The 14688-nt window shown below is 75.9% G+C and carries 13 protein-coding genes and 1 pseudogene; 6 read left to right on the top strand and 8 right to left on the bottom strand.

Features of this window, described 5'->3' with window-relative positions:
• Window positions 1–283: 283 nt before the first annotated feature.
• Window positions 284–694, top strand: a pseudogene (locus ACF1AK_RS13055) (nitroreductase/quinone reductase family protein); the annotation flags it as partial.
• A gap of 197 nt (window positions 695–891) precedes the next feature.
• On the opposite strand, the gene ACF1AK_RS13050 reads toward ACF1AK_RS13055, so the two are convergent.
• From ACF1AK_RS13050 to ACF1AK_RS13040, 3 genes are all read right to left on the bottom strand, one after another.
• Window positions 892–1692, bottom strand: a complete 801-nt coding sequence (locus tag ACF1AK_RS13050; RefSeq protein ID WP_391498857.1) for an SGNH/GDSL hydrolase family protein — start codon at window positions 1690–1692, stop codon at window positions 892–894.
• A gap of 294 nt (window positions 1693–1986) precedes the next feature.
• Entirely contained in the window at window positions 1987–2604 is a 618-nt protein-coding gene (locus ACF1AK_RS13045) for a hypothetical protein (RefSeq protein ID WP_391498856.1), read from the bottom strand.
• Between the two features lie 236 nt (window positions 2605–2840).
• Window positions 2841–3689 carry a hypothetical protein gene (locus tag ACF1AK_RS13040; RefSeq protein WP_391498855.1) on the bottom strand — a complete coding sequence of 283 codons (849 nt, stop codon included), beginning with the start codon at window positions 3687–3689 and terminating at the stop codon, window positions 2841–2843.
• A 582-nt stretch (window positions 3690–4271) separates the two neighbouring features.
• On the opposite strand from ACF1AK_RS13040, the gene ACF1AK_RS13035 reads away from it, so the two are divergent.
• Together ACF1AK_RS13035 and ACF1AK_RS13030 are read left to right on the top strand one after the other, a co-directional pair.
• Window positions 4272–5441 (top strand): exonuclease SbcCD subunit D, encoded by a 1170-nt coding sequence (locus ACF1AK_RS13035; RefSeq protein WP_391498854.1) that lies wholly within the window; start codon window positions 4272–4274, stop codon window positions 5439–5441.
• Complete coding sequence (locus ACF1AK_RS13030) at window positions 5438–8521, top strand: AAA family ATPase (RefSeq protein WP_391498853.1); 3084 nt, start codon at window positions 5438–5440, stop codon at window positions 8519–8521. The genes ACF1AK_RS13035 and ACF1AK_RS13030 overlap by 4 nt, the downstream gene beginning before the upstream one ends.
• A 48-nt stretch (window positions 8522–8569) precedes the next feature.
• Here the strand turns inward: ACF1AK_RS13030 and ACF1AK_RS13025 are convergent, their stop codons facing one another.
• A complete protein-coding gene (locus tag ACF1AK_RS13025; RefSeq protein WP_391498852.1) occupies window positions 8570–8833 on the bottom strand; it encodes a hypothetical protein in 264 nt (87 codons plus the stop codon).
• Between the two features lie 69 nt (window positions 8834–8902).
• Here ACF1AK_RS13025 and ACF1AK_RS13020 point away from each other — a divergent pair, with 69 nt between their 5' ends.
• A complete protein-coding gene (locus ACF1AK_RS13020; protein ID WP_391498851.1) occupies window positions 8903–9616 on the top strand; it encodes a DUF1990 family protein in 714 nt (237 codons plus the stop codon).
• Window positions 9617–9649: 33 nt separating this feature from the next.
• On the opposite strand, the gene ACF1AK_RS13015 is transcribed toward ACF1AK_RS13020, so the two are convergent.
• The 3 genes from ACF1AK_RS13015 to ACF1AK_RS13005 all read right to left on the bottom strand — a co-directional run bounded on the left by ACF1AK_RS13015 (window position 9650) and on the right by ACF1AK_RS13005 (window position 11185).
• Entirely contained in the window at window positions 9650–10099 is a 450-nt protein-coding gene (locus ACF1AK_RS13015; protein WP_391498850.1) for a secondary thiamine-phosphate synthase enzyme YjbQ, read from the bottom strand.
• 210 nt (window positions 10100–10309) lie between these two features.
• On the bottom strand, window positions 10310–10585 hold the full coding sequence (locus ACF1AK_RS13010; RefSeq protein ID WP_380294680.1) for a hypothetical protein: 276 nt from the start codon (window positions 10583–10585) through the stop codon (window positions 10310–10312).
• Window positions 10586–11059: 474 nt separating this feature from the next.
• A complete protein-coding gene (locus ACF1AK_RS13005) occupies window positions 11060–11185 on the bottom strand; it encodes a hypothetical protein (RefSeq protein WP_391498849.1) in 126 nt (41 codons plus the stop codon).
• A gap of 65 nt (window positions 11186–11250) precedes the next feature.
• On the opposite strand from ACF1AK_RS13005, the gene ACF1AK_RS13000 reads away from it, so the two are divergent.
• Window positions 11251–13461 carry a CDP-glycerol glycerophosphotransferase family protein gene (locus tag ACF1AK_RS13000; protein ID WP_391498848.1) on the top strand — a complete coding sequence of 737 codons (2211 nt, stop codon included), beginning with the start codon at window positions 11251–11253 and terminating at the stop codon, window positions 13459–13461.
• A 114-nt stretch (window positions 13462–13575) separates the two neighbouring features.
• Here the strand turns inward: ACF1AK_RS13000 and ACF1AK_RS12995 are convergent, their stop codons facing one another.
• Window positions 13576–13788 carry an EF-hand domain-containing protein gene (locus ACF1AK_RS12995; protein WP_380294678.1) on the bottom strand — a complete coding sequence of 71 codons (213 nt, stop codon included), beginning with the start codon at window positions 13786–13788 and terminating at the stop codon, window positions 13576–13578.
• 215 nt (window positions 13789–14003) lie between these two features.
• Between ACF1AK_RS12995 and ACF1AK_RS12990 the strand changes: the two genes are divergently transcribed.
• Window positions 14004–14672 (top strand): lysophospholipid acyltransferase family protein, encoded by a 669-nt coding sequence (locus tag ACF1AK_RS12990; protein WP_391498847.1) that lies wholly within the window; start codon window positions 14004–14006, stop codon window positions 14670–14672.
• Window positions 14673–14688 lie beyond the last annotated feature (16 nt).

Here is a 14688-nt window from a genome sequence, read left to right as displayed (position 1 = left end):
CCCCGCACGGGGCCGGCGGCGCGCCCGTTGCGCTCCGCCGGCCCTCGGGGCGGGCCGCTGCGACCGGCGCTCGTTGACAGGGCGCGGGCCGGGTGTTGGGATGGGGCGCGTGCAGCGCGGCGCCGGCCACAGAGAAGTGGGCCGGCCGGCAGCCGAGCCGGCACCTGACACCGAGGGACGACGCGTGATGAGTAGCTGCTCCGCTCCCCTTTCCTGACCCCTTCCCCGCGGCCACGGCCGAGGCGGTGGCCGCTCTTCCTTGTCCGGAGATCCGTACAGACGCATGCCCATGTCCAACTTGTCATTCAATCAGGCTGTCATTGAGGAGTTTCGCGCCAACGGCGGGAGGGTCGGCGGGCCCTTCGAGGGCGGGGACCTCCTGCTGTTGACCACCACCGGCACGCGGACCGGCCGGGAGCACACCGTCCCGCTCGGCTTCGTGCGGGCCGAGGGCCTGCTGCTGGTCGTCGCCTCGGCGGCCGGGGCGGCCGAGGACCCGCAGTGGTACCGCAACCTGGCCGCCCGCCCGGCGGTGCGGGTGGAACTCGGCGAGGAGGTGTTCGACGCGACCGCCGTCCCGGTCGGGGGCGAGCGGCGGGACCGGCTCTTCGCCGCCGTCGTCCGGGCCGCTCCCGGGTACGGGGACTACCAGCGGCACACCCGGCGGGTGCTGCCGGTGGTCGCCCTGGAACGCCGCTGAACGAGAACGGGCCCGCCGGTCCCTCCCCCTGTGAGGGACCGGCGGGCCCGGGCCTGGTCAGGGCCTGAGGTCTGAGGCCCGACCGGAGCCTGAGGCCTGGTCGGGGCCTGAGGCCTGATCAAGGCCTGGGCCGTGCTCGGTCCGAACGGATCCGCCCGGGCCGGGGCCGTGTCGGGCCCGGGCGGACCCGCTCAGACCTGGGCGGAGAAGACCGGCAGGTAGCCGCCCGACTGGCCGGCGGCCTTGGGGTGGTAGCTCTCGTCGACCGGCAGGGTGGTGCTGTTCAGCCAGGTGGTGCTGGAGCCGCAGATCTCGTGCTCGCGGAAGACCGAGCGGACGTCGCCGAAGGCGAAGCCCGCGTTGGCCGCGCGCTTGGCGACGACGTCGTCGAGCGTGTCGGCGGCGCCGTTGATGGCGGCCCGCTTGGTGTCGCCGATGCCGAGGATGCAGCTGCCCCCGACCTTGTACATGTGCGGGTAGCCGAGCACGACGACGCGGGCGTTCGGCGCCTTGGCGCGGATCGCCGCGTAGACCTGGTCGAGCTGGCCGGGCAGCGTGCCGGTGGCGTAGTTCTTCGCGGTGGCGACGGCGTTGAGGCAGGCGCTCTCGGTGTCCAGGACACACGTCTGCATCGTGCTCGCGAAGCCCGCGTCGTTGCCGCCGATGCTGATGCTGACCAGCGTGGTGGTCGAACTCAGTGCGGAGATCTGACTGTTGAGCACGTCGCCGGTTCTCGCTCCGGAACAGGCGACGAACTTGAAGGACGACGGCGCGTGCGCGTTCTTCCACAGGTACGCGTACGCGTTGGTGCTGCGCTTGCAGCTCCCGCTCTCGCTCGTGTAGCTGCCGGCACCGACGCCGGCGGAGTACGAGTCGCCCAGGGCGACGTAGTTGACACCGGCGGCGTGGGCCGAGCCGGCGGAGGCCAGCGTGGTCAGGGAAACGAGGGCCGCGGTGACGGCGACGGACATGACTCGGGCAGGGCGCGACATGTGGTCTCCTGGTAGTGACGTGTGTCACGCAATTTGATACCAGGCGGTAGCTAACGTGTGAAGTTGTCATGCCAAGTCAATTGACGAACAGTCTGACAACGGGAGGAGAACACGCCCTTTTCTCACCCCTGGCGACCGGGCGGGCGCCGGTAGTGACCGGACGGGGCATCACCCGAGTGGTCCATCCCCCGGAAGGGGCATCAGACGGGCGAGTGGAGCGGAGTGCTGACGGACGGTCCATCCGACTGGCCGGAGCCGCCCCGCCCCCGGGCGCAGACCCGGAAGCGGACGCGGTCACCCGCCCGGGGTCACCCCGGGGAAGACCTCGCAGCCGTCGTCGGGCAGTTCCTCGATCGTCTCGTTGGCCGCCGCGGGCACGCCGAGCCACCGGACGGCGGTCGTCACCGCCGCCCGGGCCTGGCGCAGACCGGGCGCACCCCAGCCGAGCAGCTCGACGGCGAGGCCCGGCGCCACCAGCAGCCGCCGGTAGTGCCGCCCCGAGGCCGGGTCCGGCGCGCTCGGACCGACCGCCCGCAGCGCGGCGGCCATCCGGACCCGGGCGCACTCGTTCCCGCCATTGGCCGAGCCGACCCGGTCGTAGAGGTAGCCGAGGTAGTACGCAGGGCCGATCAGCGCCTGCGCCTCCTCGCCCGCCTCCCGGGCCAGCGCGCGGCCGGGATCGCCGGCGTCCTCCGGCTCCAGCGAACCACCGGGCAGCGAGACGATGCCGTCCTTGGGGTTGACCAGCGTCAGCACCCGTCCGTCGGGGGCGAACAGCCACCCCCACGACTGCTTGACCGGGAGCCCGGGGGGCACCGGCTCGTCCGGCCGCCACGGCCATCCCGCGGTGGGACGCCGACGCACCCGGCCGAGCAGTTCGGCGATCTCCGCGCTGAACTCGATCCGGCTCATGCGTCCCCCCTCTCGGTGTCGGGCTCGCCGGGCCGACAGTGCGCGGGGACGTTCACGGGGACGTTCTCGGTGCGCGGTTCGGGGCCGAGCGGGCGGGCACGGCGGCGTGGGGCACCGGCCGTTCCCACTGTTGATCTTCCCCGAAATCTTCCCCGAACAGGCGGTCGATGAACAGTCCCCAGCGCCGCTTGGTGGACACCGGGGCCCGAACGCCCTGGTCGGCCCGGCCGCTCCCGTCAGCCCAAGGGCCCACCCCCGTCCTGCGGCGAGGGCGGCGCCGGGAGGGGGAAGCCCGGCAGCGGGACCGCGGCCGGCGGGAAGGGCAGGCCGCGGCCGACGTCGTCGGCCAGCTCGTCCAGCACCTCCCGGGCCGTCATCGGCCACAGGCGCCCGCCGCGCAGCGCCCAGCCCCGCACCGCCCGGCCACCGGGCGCCGACGGGGCCCCGTGCAGCAGCATCGCCCCGGCGCCGCCGGCGGCCAGGCCCGCCGCCAGCGTGACGCAGAACGCCTCGTCGTCCCGTCCGCCCGCCGCGGACCGGCCCCGCTCCACCAGGAGGTCGGTCGCCGAGGTCAGCTCCTCGCCGTCCTCGGGGCCGTGGCAGCGCACGGTCAGCAGGTGGAACCCGTCACCGGCGCCCACGGCCACCGCCGCGCGGACCTCGACCGCGTGCCGCATCGCCTCCACCAGCCGCCGGTCCCCCGGCGGCCCCTCCCCGGCCGCGGCCAGCAGTGCCGCCGTCGCGATGGAGATCCGCACCCTGGCCCGGTGGTCCCCGGCCAGCTCCGGCAGCAGCACCGCCAGCCGCTGCCCGGCGTAGACGAACGGCTCCCCGGCCAGCTCGGGATCGGCCGCGTAGGCGACCCGGGCCGCCGCGTCCCCCGGGTCGAAGCCGAGCGCCGCGCAGTACTCCTCGTAGTCCGCCGGGTCCAGCATCCGCAGGTGGACCTCGAAACCGTGCCCGCCCAGCGCCCGGAGCTGGACGGCCACCCGCCGCAGGTAGGCCCGGAAGGAGAGCCCGCCGAACAGCCCGTGCCCGGCGAGGTCGGCGAAGTCCGCGGCGCGGACCACCACGGCGAGCGCCACCGGCTGCGGCGGCGGAGCCCCGCGCGGCCGCCCCCGCCGACGGCCCGGCGCCGCGGGCCCGCCCGACCCGGCGCCCGGCGGCCGCCCGTCGGGCCCCCGCGTCGTCGGCCCGGCCGGCCCCGGCCGCCGCCCGGCACACCCCTCACGCCTTCCGCCCCGCACCACCATGAGCCCTTCCTCCCCGTCGTCGACACCCGTCGCACCGGCCCCACGAGCCCTCGGCTCCCGGCGGACACGAACATACACACGGTCACTGACAATCCACGCACTGCGACGTCCGGCAGTCGTGGACGCACGCACGGTCGCCGACCATCGGCACCCGGCGACGGCCGGGCGATCGGCGGGATCCAGGCGGGATCCGCACCCCCGACCGGACCCCGCCCACACCTCCGCCACCACGAGCCCCCTTCCTCCCGCCCGCCGGCACCCGTCACGCCGAACCCGCGAACCCCTCGGCTCCCGGCGGACACGAACACGGTCACTGACAATTCACGTACAGCAACGGTGGGACGAGCCGGGAGGACCGGGCGGGATCCCCGTTCCGGGCCGGATTGTCGGTGGCTCCCGTTATGGTCGGGGACCATGCGACTGCTGCATACCTCCGACTGGCACCTCGGCCGATCGTTCCACCGGGAGAGCCTGCACGACGCCCAGCGCGCCTTCCTGGACCACCTCGTGGCGGTGGTCCGGGACGAGGGCGTGGACGCCGTGCTGGTCGCCGGCGACGTGTACGACCGCGCGCTGCCCGGGCTGGAGGCGGTGGCGCTGTTCGACGACGTGCTGCACCGGCTGGCCGGCCTCGGCGTGCCGACGGTGTTCATCAGCGGCAACCACGACTCCGCCCGCCGCCTCGGCGTGGGCGCGGGGCTCATCGGCCGGGCCGGCGTCCACCTGCGGACCGATCCGGGCGAGTGCGCCGAGCCGGTGCTGCTGGCCGACGAGCACGGCCCGGTCGCCGTCTACGGCCTGCCGTACCTGGAGCCGACGCTGGTGCGGGAGCGGTTCGGGCTGGCCCGCGGCGGCCACGCGGCGGTGCTCGGCGCGGCGATGGAGCAGGTCCGCGCCGACCTCGCGGCCCGGCCGGCCGGCACCCGCGCGGTGGTGCTGGCGCACGCCTTCGTCACCGGCGGCGAGCCCAGCGACAGCGAGCGCGACATCGCGGTGGGCGGGGTCGCGGCCGTCCCCGCCTCGGTCTTCGACGGCGTGCACTACGCCGCCCTCGGCCACCTGCACGGCTGCCAGACGCTCGCCCCGCACCTGCGCTACAGCGGCTCCCCGCTCGCCTACTCCTTCTCCGAGCACGAGCACCGCAAGAGCATGTGGCTGGTCGACCTCGCGGCGGACGGCGAGGTCACCGCCGAGCGGGTGTACTGCCCGGTGCCCCGCCCGCTGGCCCGGCTGCGCGGCCGCCTCGACGAACTGCTCACCGACGAGCGGTACACCGCCGACGAGCAGTCCTGGGTGCAGGCCACCCTCACCGACCCGAGCCGCCCGGCCGAGCCGATGGAACGGCTTCGCCGCCGCTTCCCGCACACCCTCCAGCTGCTCTTCGAACCCGAGGAGACGACCGCCGCCACCTCCGCGTCCTACGCCGCCCGGGTCGGCGGGCGGACGGACCTGGAGATCGCCGAGGGCTTCCTGCGGCACGTCCGCCCCGGCGCCGAGCCCGACGCCCGGGAGCTGGACTGGCTGCGCGAGGGCTTCGAGCGCGTCCGGGAGACCAGCGACCGGAAGGCGGAGCTGCCCCGATGAGACTCCACCGGCTGACCGTGACCGCATTCGGCCCGTTCGCGGGCACCGAGACGGTCGACTTCGACGCGCTGGCCGCCGGCGGGCTGTTCCTGCTGCGCGGCGCCACCGGCGCGGGCAAGAGCAGCGTGCTGGACGCGGTCTGCTACGCCCTCTACGGCGAGGTGCCCGGCACCCGGAAGGCCAACCGGCTGCGCAGCGACCACGCCGAGCCGGACCGGCTGACCAGCGTCCGGCTGGAGCTGACGCTGGGCGGGCGGCGGCTGGAGGTCACCCGCGTCCCGGAGCAGCCGCGGCCGAAGAAGGTCGGCCGCGGCATGACGACCGAGCGCGCCCAGACGCTGCTGCGCGAGTGGTCGGCGGACGGCACGGGCACCGGCGACGGCGCGCCGGGCTGGCGGGCGGTCAGCAAGTCGCACCAGGAGGCCGGGGAGGAGATCCACCGGCTGATCGGCATGAGCCGGGACCAGTTCTGCCAGGTGGTGCTGCTGCCGCAGGGCGACTTCGCGCGGTTCCTGCGGGCGGACTCGGAGGAACGCGGCAAGCTGCTGCGCCGGCTGTTCGACACCGAGCGCTTCCAGTCCGTGGAGGCCTGGCTGGCCGAGCAGCGCCGGACCCACGAGGCCGCCGTCCAGGCGGGGCGCCGCCGGCTGCGGGACCTCGCGAGCCGGGCGGAGCAGGCGGCCGGCCCGGGCGCCGAGCCGGGCGCGGGCCCGGTGCCCGGCGAGGAGGAGTCCGCTGCGGCGGACACCGACCTCACCACGGGCGTGCTGGGCTGGGCGGCCGTGCTGCGCGGCGGCGCGGCCGAGCAGCTGACGGTGGCCGACGCCGCGCTGGCGGGCGCGGAGGAGGCGCACCGGGCGGCCCAGCGGGCCCGGGAGGCCGCCGAGCAGCTGGCCGACCGGCAGGAGCGGCACCGGCAGGCGGTGCGGGAGGCAGCCCGGCTGGCCGAGGACGAGCCCGCCCGGGCGGCGGACCGGCGGCGGCTGGCGGCGGCGCAGGCGGCGGTCGGCGTCGAGTCGGTGCTGCACCTGCGCGAGCGCGCGGCGGAGGCGCACCGGCGGGCCGGGGAGGAGGAGCGCCGGCACCGCGCGGTGCTGGCCGGGCTCGCCGAGGGCCCGGCGGGCGCGGATCCGGCGGGCGGCGGCCGGGCCCTGGCCAACGCGCAGGCACGGGAGCTGGCGGAGGCCGAGCAGCGGCTGCGCGCGGAGATCGTCCGGCTGGAGACGGCCCGGGAGGACGAGCGGCAGTGCGCCGAGCTGGACGGCGCGCGGGCGGCAGTGGCCGCCGACCTGCGGCGTGCGGAGGACCTCGCCGAGGAGGCGGGCGACTGGCTGGCCGATTTCGAGCCCCGGCTGGCCGCCCTCCAGGCGGAGGAGTCCGCCGCCCGGGACGCCGCGGGGCGGGTCGAGCGGCTGGACGCCCGGCGCGCCGAGCTGGCCGCGCGACTGGCCGCCGCCCGCGAGCGGGACGGCCTGGACGTGGAGATCGACCACGCCCGACCGCGCGCTCTCACGCTGCGCGCGGAGGCCCTCGACGCCCGGCAGCACGGCCTGGACCTCCGGGAGCGCCGGCTGGCCGGGATGGCCGCCGAGCTGGCCGCGCAGCTGAGCGCCGGGGAGCCGTGCCGGGTCTGCGGCTCGGCGGAGCACCCGGCTCCCGCGCGTCCGGCCGGGGAGCCGGTCCGGGCGGAGGACGAGGAGCGTGCCCGGCGGGCCCAGAGCGCCGCCGAGCAGGCCGCGGACACCGCGGAGCGTGACCTCTCCGGCCTCCGGGTGCGCCGGGCGGCGGCCGCCGGAGCGGCCGGGGAGGAGCCCGCCGCGGCCCTGGCCGAGGCGCTCGCCGGGCTGGAGCGCGAGCACCGGGAGGCGCTCCGGGCCGCGGAGGGGCTCGCTCCGGCGGGCCGGGCGATCGAGCGGCTCACCGCGGAGCAGACGGTCCGCCGGACGGCGCTGGCCGGGGCCCGGGAGCGGAGCGCCGAACTGGCCGCCCAGGCCAGGACCCTGCACGCCGAGCAGGAGAAGCTGAGCGCCCGGGTGGCGGCGGCCCGGGGTGACGCGCCGTCGGTGGCGGCGCGCGCGGCCGCCCTGAACCGGCTCGCCTCGGCCGTGGCGGCGCTGGCGGGCGCGGCGCGGACCGCCGACGAGGCGGCGCACCAGCTCAAGCTGGCCGACGACGAACTGGCCGGCGCCGCGGTGGCGGCCGGGTTCGCGGACGCCCAGGACGCCGCCGCCGTGCTGCTGCCCCGCCCGGAGCGCGAGCGGCTGGAGCAGCGGCTGGACCGGCACCGCGCGGAGCTGGCGGCGGCCGAGCGCCGGCTCGCCGAACCCGAGCTGGCCACGGCCGCCGCGCTGCCGCCCGCCGACCTGCCGGGCACCCGCGCCGCGCTCGGCGCCGCCACCGACCGGCTGCGGGCCGCGCACGCGGCGCGGGACGCGGCCCGGGCGCGGTGCGAGGCGCTCGCCGGGATCGGGCGGCAGCTGGCCGAGCTGGCCCGCTCGCTCGCGCCCGAGCTGGACCGGTCCGCGCGGATCGGCCGGCTGGCCGCGCTGGCGGCGGGCACCTCGGCCGACAACCGGCTCCGGATGCGCCTGGAGTCGTACGTCCTGGCGGCGCGGTTGGAGCAGGTGGCGGCGGCGGCCAGCGACCGCCTGGTCCGGATGTCCGGCGGCCGCTACACCCTCGTCCACAGCGACGACCGGGGCACCGGCAACAAGCGCTCGGGGCTGGCGCTGCGGGTGGTGGACGCCTGGACCGGTACCGAGCGCGACACCGCGACGCTCTCCGGCGGCGAGAGCTTCTTCGCCTCGCTGGCCCTGGCGCTCGGCCTGGCCGACGTGGTCACCGACGAGGCCGGGGGGATGCCGCTGGACACCCTGTTCATCGACGAGGGCTTCGGCAGCCTCGACGAACACACCCTGGAGGAGGTGATGGACGTCCTCGACGGTCTGCGCGAGCGGGACCGGGCGGTCGGCATCGTCAGCCACGTCGCCGATCTGCGCAGCCGGATCCCGGCCCAGTTGCTGGTCCGCAAGGGGCGGCACGGCTCGACGCTGGCCCTGGCGGGGCGGGAGGACGCCTGACGCGGGCCGTGCCCGGGCGCTCCGGCGTGCCCGGCCGGAGCGGGCCCGTCAGCCGGAGCAGGCGATCCGCTGGGCCTGCTGCCAGGTGCAGACGGGGCACAGGGTGCTGCCCGGGTGGTCGGCGGGCAGTTCGGTCGGCTCGCCGCACAGCACGCAGTCCGCGCGGGGGCCGGTGAGGGCCGGGTCGGGCAGCAGGCCCGCCACCGCCTCGCCGTCGCCCGGGGCGAGGGCGCAGACCTGGTCGGCCGCCGCACCCTCGTCGTCCTCCGGGGTGCCGGAGAGGACCCTGCCGTTCACGGCTGTTTCGCTCATGGGGCCCTCTCTACTCCTCGGCCGGGCCCGGCGCAAGGTGCGATCCGGGGTGGCCGCTACGGTGGCCGCATGCCCGACTCCCCCGACATGGACACCGACCCGGACGGCACCGGCACGGACGGCACCGACACCCCGAGGGACACCGGCACCCCCAGGGACGCCGGTGCCGTCGCCCCCGGCGCGCGGCGCGGCGCCCGGCCGTCGTCCGCCCTGGAGCGGCGGCTGCTCGCCGCCCGGGCCGCCGCGCCCGGTTACCGCGAGGTGGGCGCCACCCGGAACGCCCGGCTGCCGGAGGGCTATGCGCACCTGCGGCGGCGGGTCCACCTCGGGCACGGTCCGGAGGTCCTGGCACGCGCCGGGCGGTTCGTCCTCGGCTGGGGCTGCCAGCTGGGCACCGGCTTCGCCGTGTACCCGGCCGCGCCGGCCGTGCCGGGGGCGACGGTGCTGCTGCGGCTCGCCCTCCCCGGCACCCGGTGGCCCCGGCTGGTGATCCCGTGCCGGGTGGTGTGGACGGTGGAGGAGCCGGAGCGGATCGGCTTCGCCTACGGGACGCTGCCGGGGCACCCGGAGTGCGGCGAGGAGTCCTTCGTGGTGTCCATGGACGCGGCGGGCGAGGTGTGGTTCGAGGTGAGCGCCTTCGCCCGGCTCGCCGCCTGGTACGCCCGGCTCGGCCGTCCGGTGGCCGTGCTCTGCCAGTACCTGGCGATCGAGCGGTACCTCACCGCCGTCCAGCGGGCCGCGGCCGCCGAGGAGGCCCCCGGGGGCGGGCGGCGCCGGCCCTAGCCCGCACCGGTCCGCCCCCCGGGGCCGCGGCGGTCAGCCCAGGAAGGAGAGCCGGACCGTGCGGCGCGGGTTGTCGCCGTTGGTGTCGACGAGGACCACCGACTGCCAGACGCCCAGCGCGAGCCGTCCGTCGATCACCGGCAGGGTGGCGTGCGGGGCGACGAGGCCGGGGACGACGTGGTCACGGCCGTGCCCCGGGCTGCCGTGCCGGTGGCGCCAGCGGTCGTCGGCCGGCAGCAGCTCGCGCAGGGCGGCGAGCAGGTCGTCGTCGCTGCCGGAGCCGGTCTCCAGGACGGCGATCCCGGCCGTCGCGTGCGGGACGAAGACGTTGAGCAGGCCGTCCCGCCCGACGGCGTGCTCGTCGAGGAACCGGGCGCAGCGGTCGGTGATGTCGAGTGCGACCTCACGGCTGCCGGTGGTGAGCTCGATGGTCCCGGTCCGGAAGGACGGGGAGTGGGGGGTGGTGTGGATGTGGTCCGCCATGGCGCCATCCTCGCCCACGTCCGGGGGCGGTCCGACCAGCCTCGCCGACTCCCCGTGCCGGTGGGGCAAGTCGTCGTACCCTGAGAGGTTCAGACCAATTCCGGCGCTCGGGAACCGCTCGGCCCCGGGGCATGCCGAAGACCCGACGGTCGCGTGGATCCGTCGGGTCGATGCGGTCGGGTGCGGTGCGCCCCGGGGCCGTTCGGCCCCTCAGCCGCGCCCGCGCCCGCCGAACAGGCCGCGGCGCAGCCGGCGCAGCGGCGCCAGCAGCCTGACCCGGGCGTGGCGGCGCGGCGGCGCGGTCGGGGCCCCGACGCCGCGCGGCGTCAGCTCCCTTATCAACCCGAGCGCCTCGGCGGTGTCCACCGCCGGGAGTGCGGGCGCGCCGAGCACGGCCAGGTGTCGGTCGATCCGGCGGCCGGTCGTGCCGACACCGCACTGGATCGCCGGCACGCGGGGCCGGTTCCGCACTTGCATGTGTTCCATCTGATTTCCCACCCCTACGAGGCGCCAGGGCCGTGAGGCGAAGACTATCCGCGACAGACGGTCTTCGCGCAACCGTCCCGGTGTCCTGCCACCGTACCGTGCGGCGCCAACTGACACCGCACCAGGGGCCGCCCGGGCGATCACGACTAGGCATCAATGATGGTGCACGACCGGGCAATCGTCAGCGGGTTCGCCGGGGCACTTTCCCGGCGCCCGCCGGGAAGGCGCGCGCCGGGAGCACGGAGTCACCGCACGGTCACGCCCCGCGCCCGCCCGGGCCCGGCCGGCACCCCGGAGGCGCCCCTCGGGAGCTGCGGCGCCCGTTCGAGGTCGATACGACTATCCGTTTAGGAAGTGAACACAGACGAGGGATTGACGCGGACCCTGACGCCAAGCAGTATTCGTAGCGACCACGCGGGCGCGAGCCGCGCCCACCGCCGTGTTCGACTGATGAAGATTCCGGCTCCCCCGTGCCTACTGCCAGGTCGCCTCGACGCTGCGGCGGCCAGGCTCGGGCGGTGCCCGGACGGGCGGCAGGCCGTAGAGGGTCGGCCGGGCCGCCACCAGGCTGCCGGTGCCACCCCGCACGGGGTCCGGCACCGGCGGCTCCTGCGCCGCGGACCTGCGGATTCCACCCTTGCGCCGTCTCGGTAGACTCGGCCAGCGTGCCAGTCCTCCTCAGCATCGTGCTCCCGGTCCACGGCGTGGAACGCTTCCTGCCGCGCTGCCTCGACTCCCTCCTGGCGGACACCCCCGCCGGCGAGTCCCGCTTCGAGGTGATCGCGGTCGACGACCGCTCCCCCGACCGCTGCGGCGCGATCCTGGACGAGTACGCGTCCCGCGACCCGCGCCTGCGCGTCCTGCACCTCGCCGAGAACCAGGGCCTCGGCGGCGCCCGCACCGCCGCCCTCCCCGAGGCCCGGGGCACGTACGTCTGGTTCGTCGACAGCGACGACTGGGTGCCCGAGGGCACGGTGGCCGCCCTGCTCGACGAGCTCACCGCGGAGACGGAGCGCGCCGAGCGCGGCGAGACCCCCGCCGACGTCCTGCTCACCGACTTCACCCACGTCTACCCCGACGGCGCCACCGAGCCCAACCCGTGGCGGCACGTGCTGACCGACTCCCCGCTGATCGCGGGCTGCACGCTGGCCGAGCACCCCGCGCTGTTCAAGACCGTGATGTCGGTCTGGAACAAGGTGTTCCGCCGGGAGTTCCTGCTCGGCCTCGGGGTCTCCTTCGGCCGCGGCTACTACGAGGACATCTCGGTCACCTACCCCGCGCTGCTCGCCGCCGAGCGGCTGCGCCACCTGGACCGCCCCTGCTACTTCTACCGGCGCGGCCGGGCCGGGGCGATCACCAGCACCGCCTCCGCCCGGCACGCCGACGCCTTCGCCCAGTACGACGCGATCTTCGCCTTCCTCGACCGGCCCGACCGTCCCGGCCGGCCCGTGCCGGAGGCGCTGCGCACGCTGGTCTTCGAGCGGACGGTGCAGCAGGCGCTCACCGTCTACGACACCCCGGGCCTGGTCCCGGTGGCACTGCGTCCCGAGTTCTTCCGCCGGATCGCCGGACACTTCGCCCGGCACCGCCCGGCCGGCTACCGCTTCCCCGGGGGCGTGCGCGGGGTGCAGTACCGGCTCGCGGCTCGCGGCGCCCGGCGCGCGTACGCGGAGCTGCGCCGCACGGGGCGGCTGCCGCGCGAACTCAAGCGCGGCGCCCGGGCGGTGGCACCGGCCCTGAGGAAGGGCGTGCGCAGCAGTGCCCGGTTCACCGCGTACAACGCCTTCCGGCGGTTGCCGCTGGACCCCGGCCTGGCGGTGTACGCCGCGTACTGGCACCGGGGTTACGCGTGCAGCCCGGCCGCGATCTACGAGAAGGCCAAGGAGCTGGCGCCCGGGATCCGCGGCGTCTGGGTGGTGGAGAACCGCACGCAGGCGGCGACGCTGCCGGAGGGCGTGCCGTACGTCATCGTCAACACCCCGGCGTACCTGAAGGCGATGGCCACGGCCACGTACTTCGTCAACAACGTCAACTTCCCGCGCACCATGGCCAAGCGGCCCGGCACGGTGCACGTCCAGACGCAGCACGGCACCCCGCTCAAGGCGATGGGCATGGACCTCAGGGACCACCCGGTGGCCGCCGACGGCATGGACTTCGACCGGCTCCAGGAGGCCATCGACCGCTGGGACTTCCTGGTCTCCCCCAACCCGCACACCAGCGAGCACTTCGCCCGCGCCTTCCCCGGGCGCTACGAGATGCTGGACACCGGCTACCCGCGCAACGACCGGCTGGCCAACGCGACGCCCGCCGAGACGGCGGCGATGCGCGAGCGGTTCGGGCTGGCGCCCGGCACCACCGCCGTGCTGTACGCGCCCACCCACCGGGAGGCGCGCGGCGGTTACGTGCCGCTGCTGGACGTGCGGGAGCTGGCGCGGCGGCTGGGACCGGACTTCACCCTGCTGGTGCGCACCCACTACTTCCACACCGGCGGCGCCGGCGACCTGACGGAGCAGCAGGGCGCGGCGCGGATCCTGGACGTCTCGGCGCACCCCACCGTGGAGGACCTCTACCTGGCGGCCGACGTGCTGGTCACGGACTACTCGTCGATGATGTTCGACTACGCCGTGCTGGACCGGCCGGTGGTGATCTTCGCGCCGGACTGGGAGGAGTACAAGCGGGACCGGGGCGTCTACTTCGACCTGTTCGAGCAGCCGCCGGGCGCGGTGACGACGGATCCGCAGGGGCTGGCGGCGGCGCTGCTGGCCGGGGACCCGGAGCCGGCCGCGCGGGCGGAGTTCCGCAAGCGGTTCTGCCCGTGGGACGACGGCGGGGCGGCGGAGCGGGTGGTCCGCCGGGTGTTCCCGACCACCGGCTGAAGCACCGGCTGAAGCATCGACCGAACCACCGGCCGAGGCACCGGCCGAGGCACCGGCCGAGGCCGGACGCGAGGACGGGGCCCGGGGTGTTCCCCGGGCCCCGTCCGACCCGTGTCAGCCCTGGCGCGCGGCCAGGAACTCGTCGAAGGTCAGCTCGCCGTCGTGGTTGGTGTCCATCGTCTTGATGACGGCCTCGGCCACGGCGATCGAGGTGGTCAGGTCACCGAGCTCACGCGCGACCAGCGCGTACTCGGTGGCGGTGATCCGGCCGTCGCCGTTCACGTCGTACTTGTCGAACGCCGCGCGGATGTCCTCGACGTCTGCCATGGGCCCTCCCAGGAATGATCAACTGCTGATGTGCATTTCCGACGGCCGTACCCTACCCGGCCGTGGTGAGCGCCACGGCCGCCGGGAGTGGACGGCGTCCGGGGTGGGTGTCGTAGTCTGCGGTTCTGTTCCCGGCCCGGCCGGGAGAACCGAACGCCGCTCGTCGTAACGCCAGGCCCGGGCACCTCCCGGGCGTGCTCGTCCAGGGAGGGACCATGCTCGATCTCGTCACCAGGCTGGTACTGAAACCGCTCGCCCGGGGGATCTGGCGGCCCGCCATCGAGGGCATGGAGAACGTGCCGCGCAAGGGCGGCGTGATCCTGGCCAGCAATCACCTCTCCTTCATCGACAGCGTGGTGATCCCGCTCACCGCGCCGCGCCGGGTGCACTTCCTGGCCAAGGCCGAGTACTTCACCGGAACCGGGCTCAAGGGCACGCTGTCCCGCGGCTTCTTCCAGGGGATCGGCGCGGTACCGGTCGAGCGCGGCACCTACCGCTCCGCGCAGGCCTCGCTGGAGCGGGCGCTGGAGATCCTGGAGGACGGCAAGGCGTTCGGCATCTACCCGGAGGGCACCCGCTCGCTGGACGGCCGGCTCTACCGCGGCAAGACCGGCGTGGCCTGGCTGGCCCTGACGGCCGGCGTCCCGGTGGTGCCGGTGGCCCTGGAGGGCCCGGAGGGGATCCTGCCGGTCGGCAAGCGGCTGCCGAGACTGAAGAAGGTGACGGTCCGTTTCGGCGAGCCGCTGCACTTCGACGAGCTGCACGGCCAGGCCCGTTCGCTCAAGGCCCGCCGCCAGGTCACCGACGAGGTGATGGCGGCGATCCAGCGGCTCTCCGGCCAGGAGGTCGCGGGGACGTACAACGAGGTCCCCAAGGCCGCCTGACCCCGGCCGGCCCGGC

Origin of the sequence: Kitasatospora sp. NPDC015120, assembly GCF_043080305.1 — a bacterium.
In the GTDB taxonomy this organism is placed as follows: Bacteria; Actinomycetota; Actinomycetes; order Streptomycetales; family Streptomycetaceae; genus Kitasatospora.
This window is presented reverse-complemented; position numbering and strand designations above follow the sequence as displayed.

What these genes read in the sequence shown, in the direction of transcription:
- ACF1AK_RS13025 (WP_391498852.1), bottom strand. Translation starts at nt 8,833, where the DNA reads ATGAGCGAAACAGCCGTGAACGGCAGGGTCCTCTCCGGCACCCCGGAG.
- ACF1AK_RS12990 (WP_391498847.1), top strand. Translation starts at nt 14,004, where the DNA reads ATGCTCGATCTCGTCACCAGGCTGGTACTGAAACCGCTCGCCCGGGGG.
- ACF1AK_RS13015 (WP_391498850.1), bottom strand. Translation starts at nt 10,099, where the DNA reads ATGGCGGACCACATCCACACCACCCCCCACTCCCCGTCCTTCCGGACC.
- ACF1AK_RS13010 (WP_380294680.1), bottom strand. Translation starts at nt 10,585, where the DNA reads ATGGAACACATGCAAGTGCGGAACCGGCCCCGCGTGCCGGCGATCCAG.
- ACF1AK_RS13020 (WP_391498851.1), top strand. Translation starts at nt 8,903, where the DNA reads ATGCCCGACTCCCCCGACATGGACACCGACCCGGACGGCACCGGCACG.
- ACF1AK_RS13050 (WP_391498857.1), bottom strand. Translation starts at nt 1,692, where the DNA reads ATGTCGCGCCCTGCCCGAGTCATGTCCGTCGCCGTCACCGCGGCCCTC.
- ACF1AK_RS13035 (WP_391498854.1), top strand. Translation starts at nt 4,272, where the DNA reads ATGCGACTGCTGCATACCTCCGACTGGCACCTCGGCCGATCGTTCCAC.
- ACF1AK_RS13030 (WP_391498853.1), top strand. Translation starts at nt 5,438, where the DNA reads ATGAGACTCCACCGGCTGACCGTGACCGCATTCGGCCCGTTCGCGGGC.
- ACF1AK_RS13045 (WP_391498856.1), bottom strand. Translation starts at nt 2,604, where the DNA reads ATGAGCCGGATCGAGTTCAGCGCGGAGATCGCCGAACTGCTCGGCCGG.
- ACF1AK_RS12995 (WP_380294678.1), bottom strand. Translation starts at nt 13,788, where the DNA reads ATGGCAGACGTCGAGGACATCCGCGCGGCGTTCGACAAGTACGACGTG.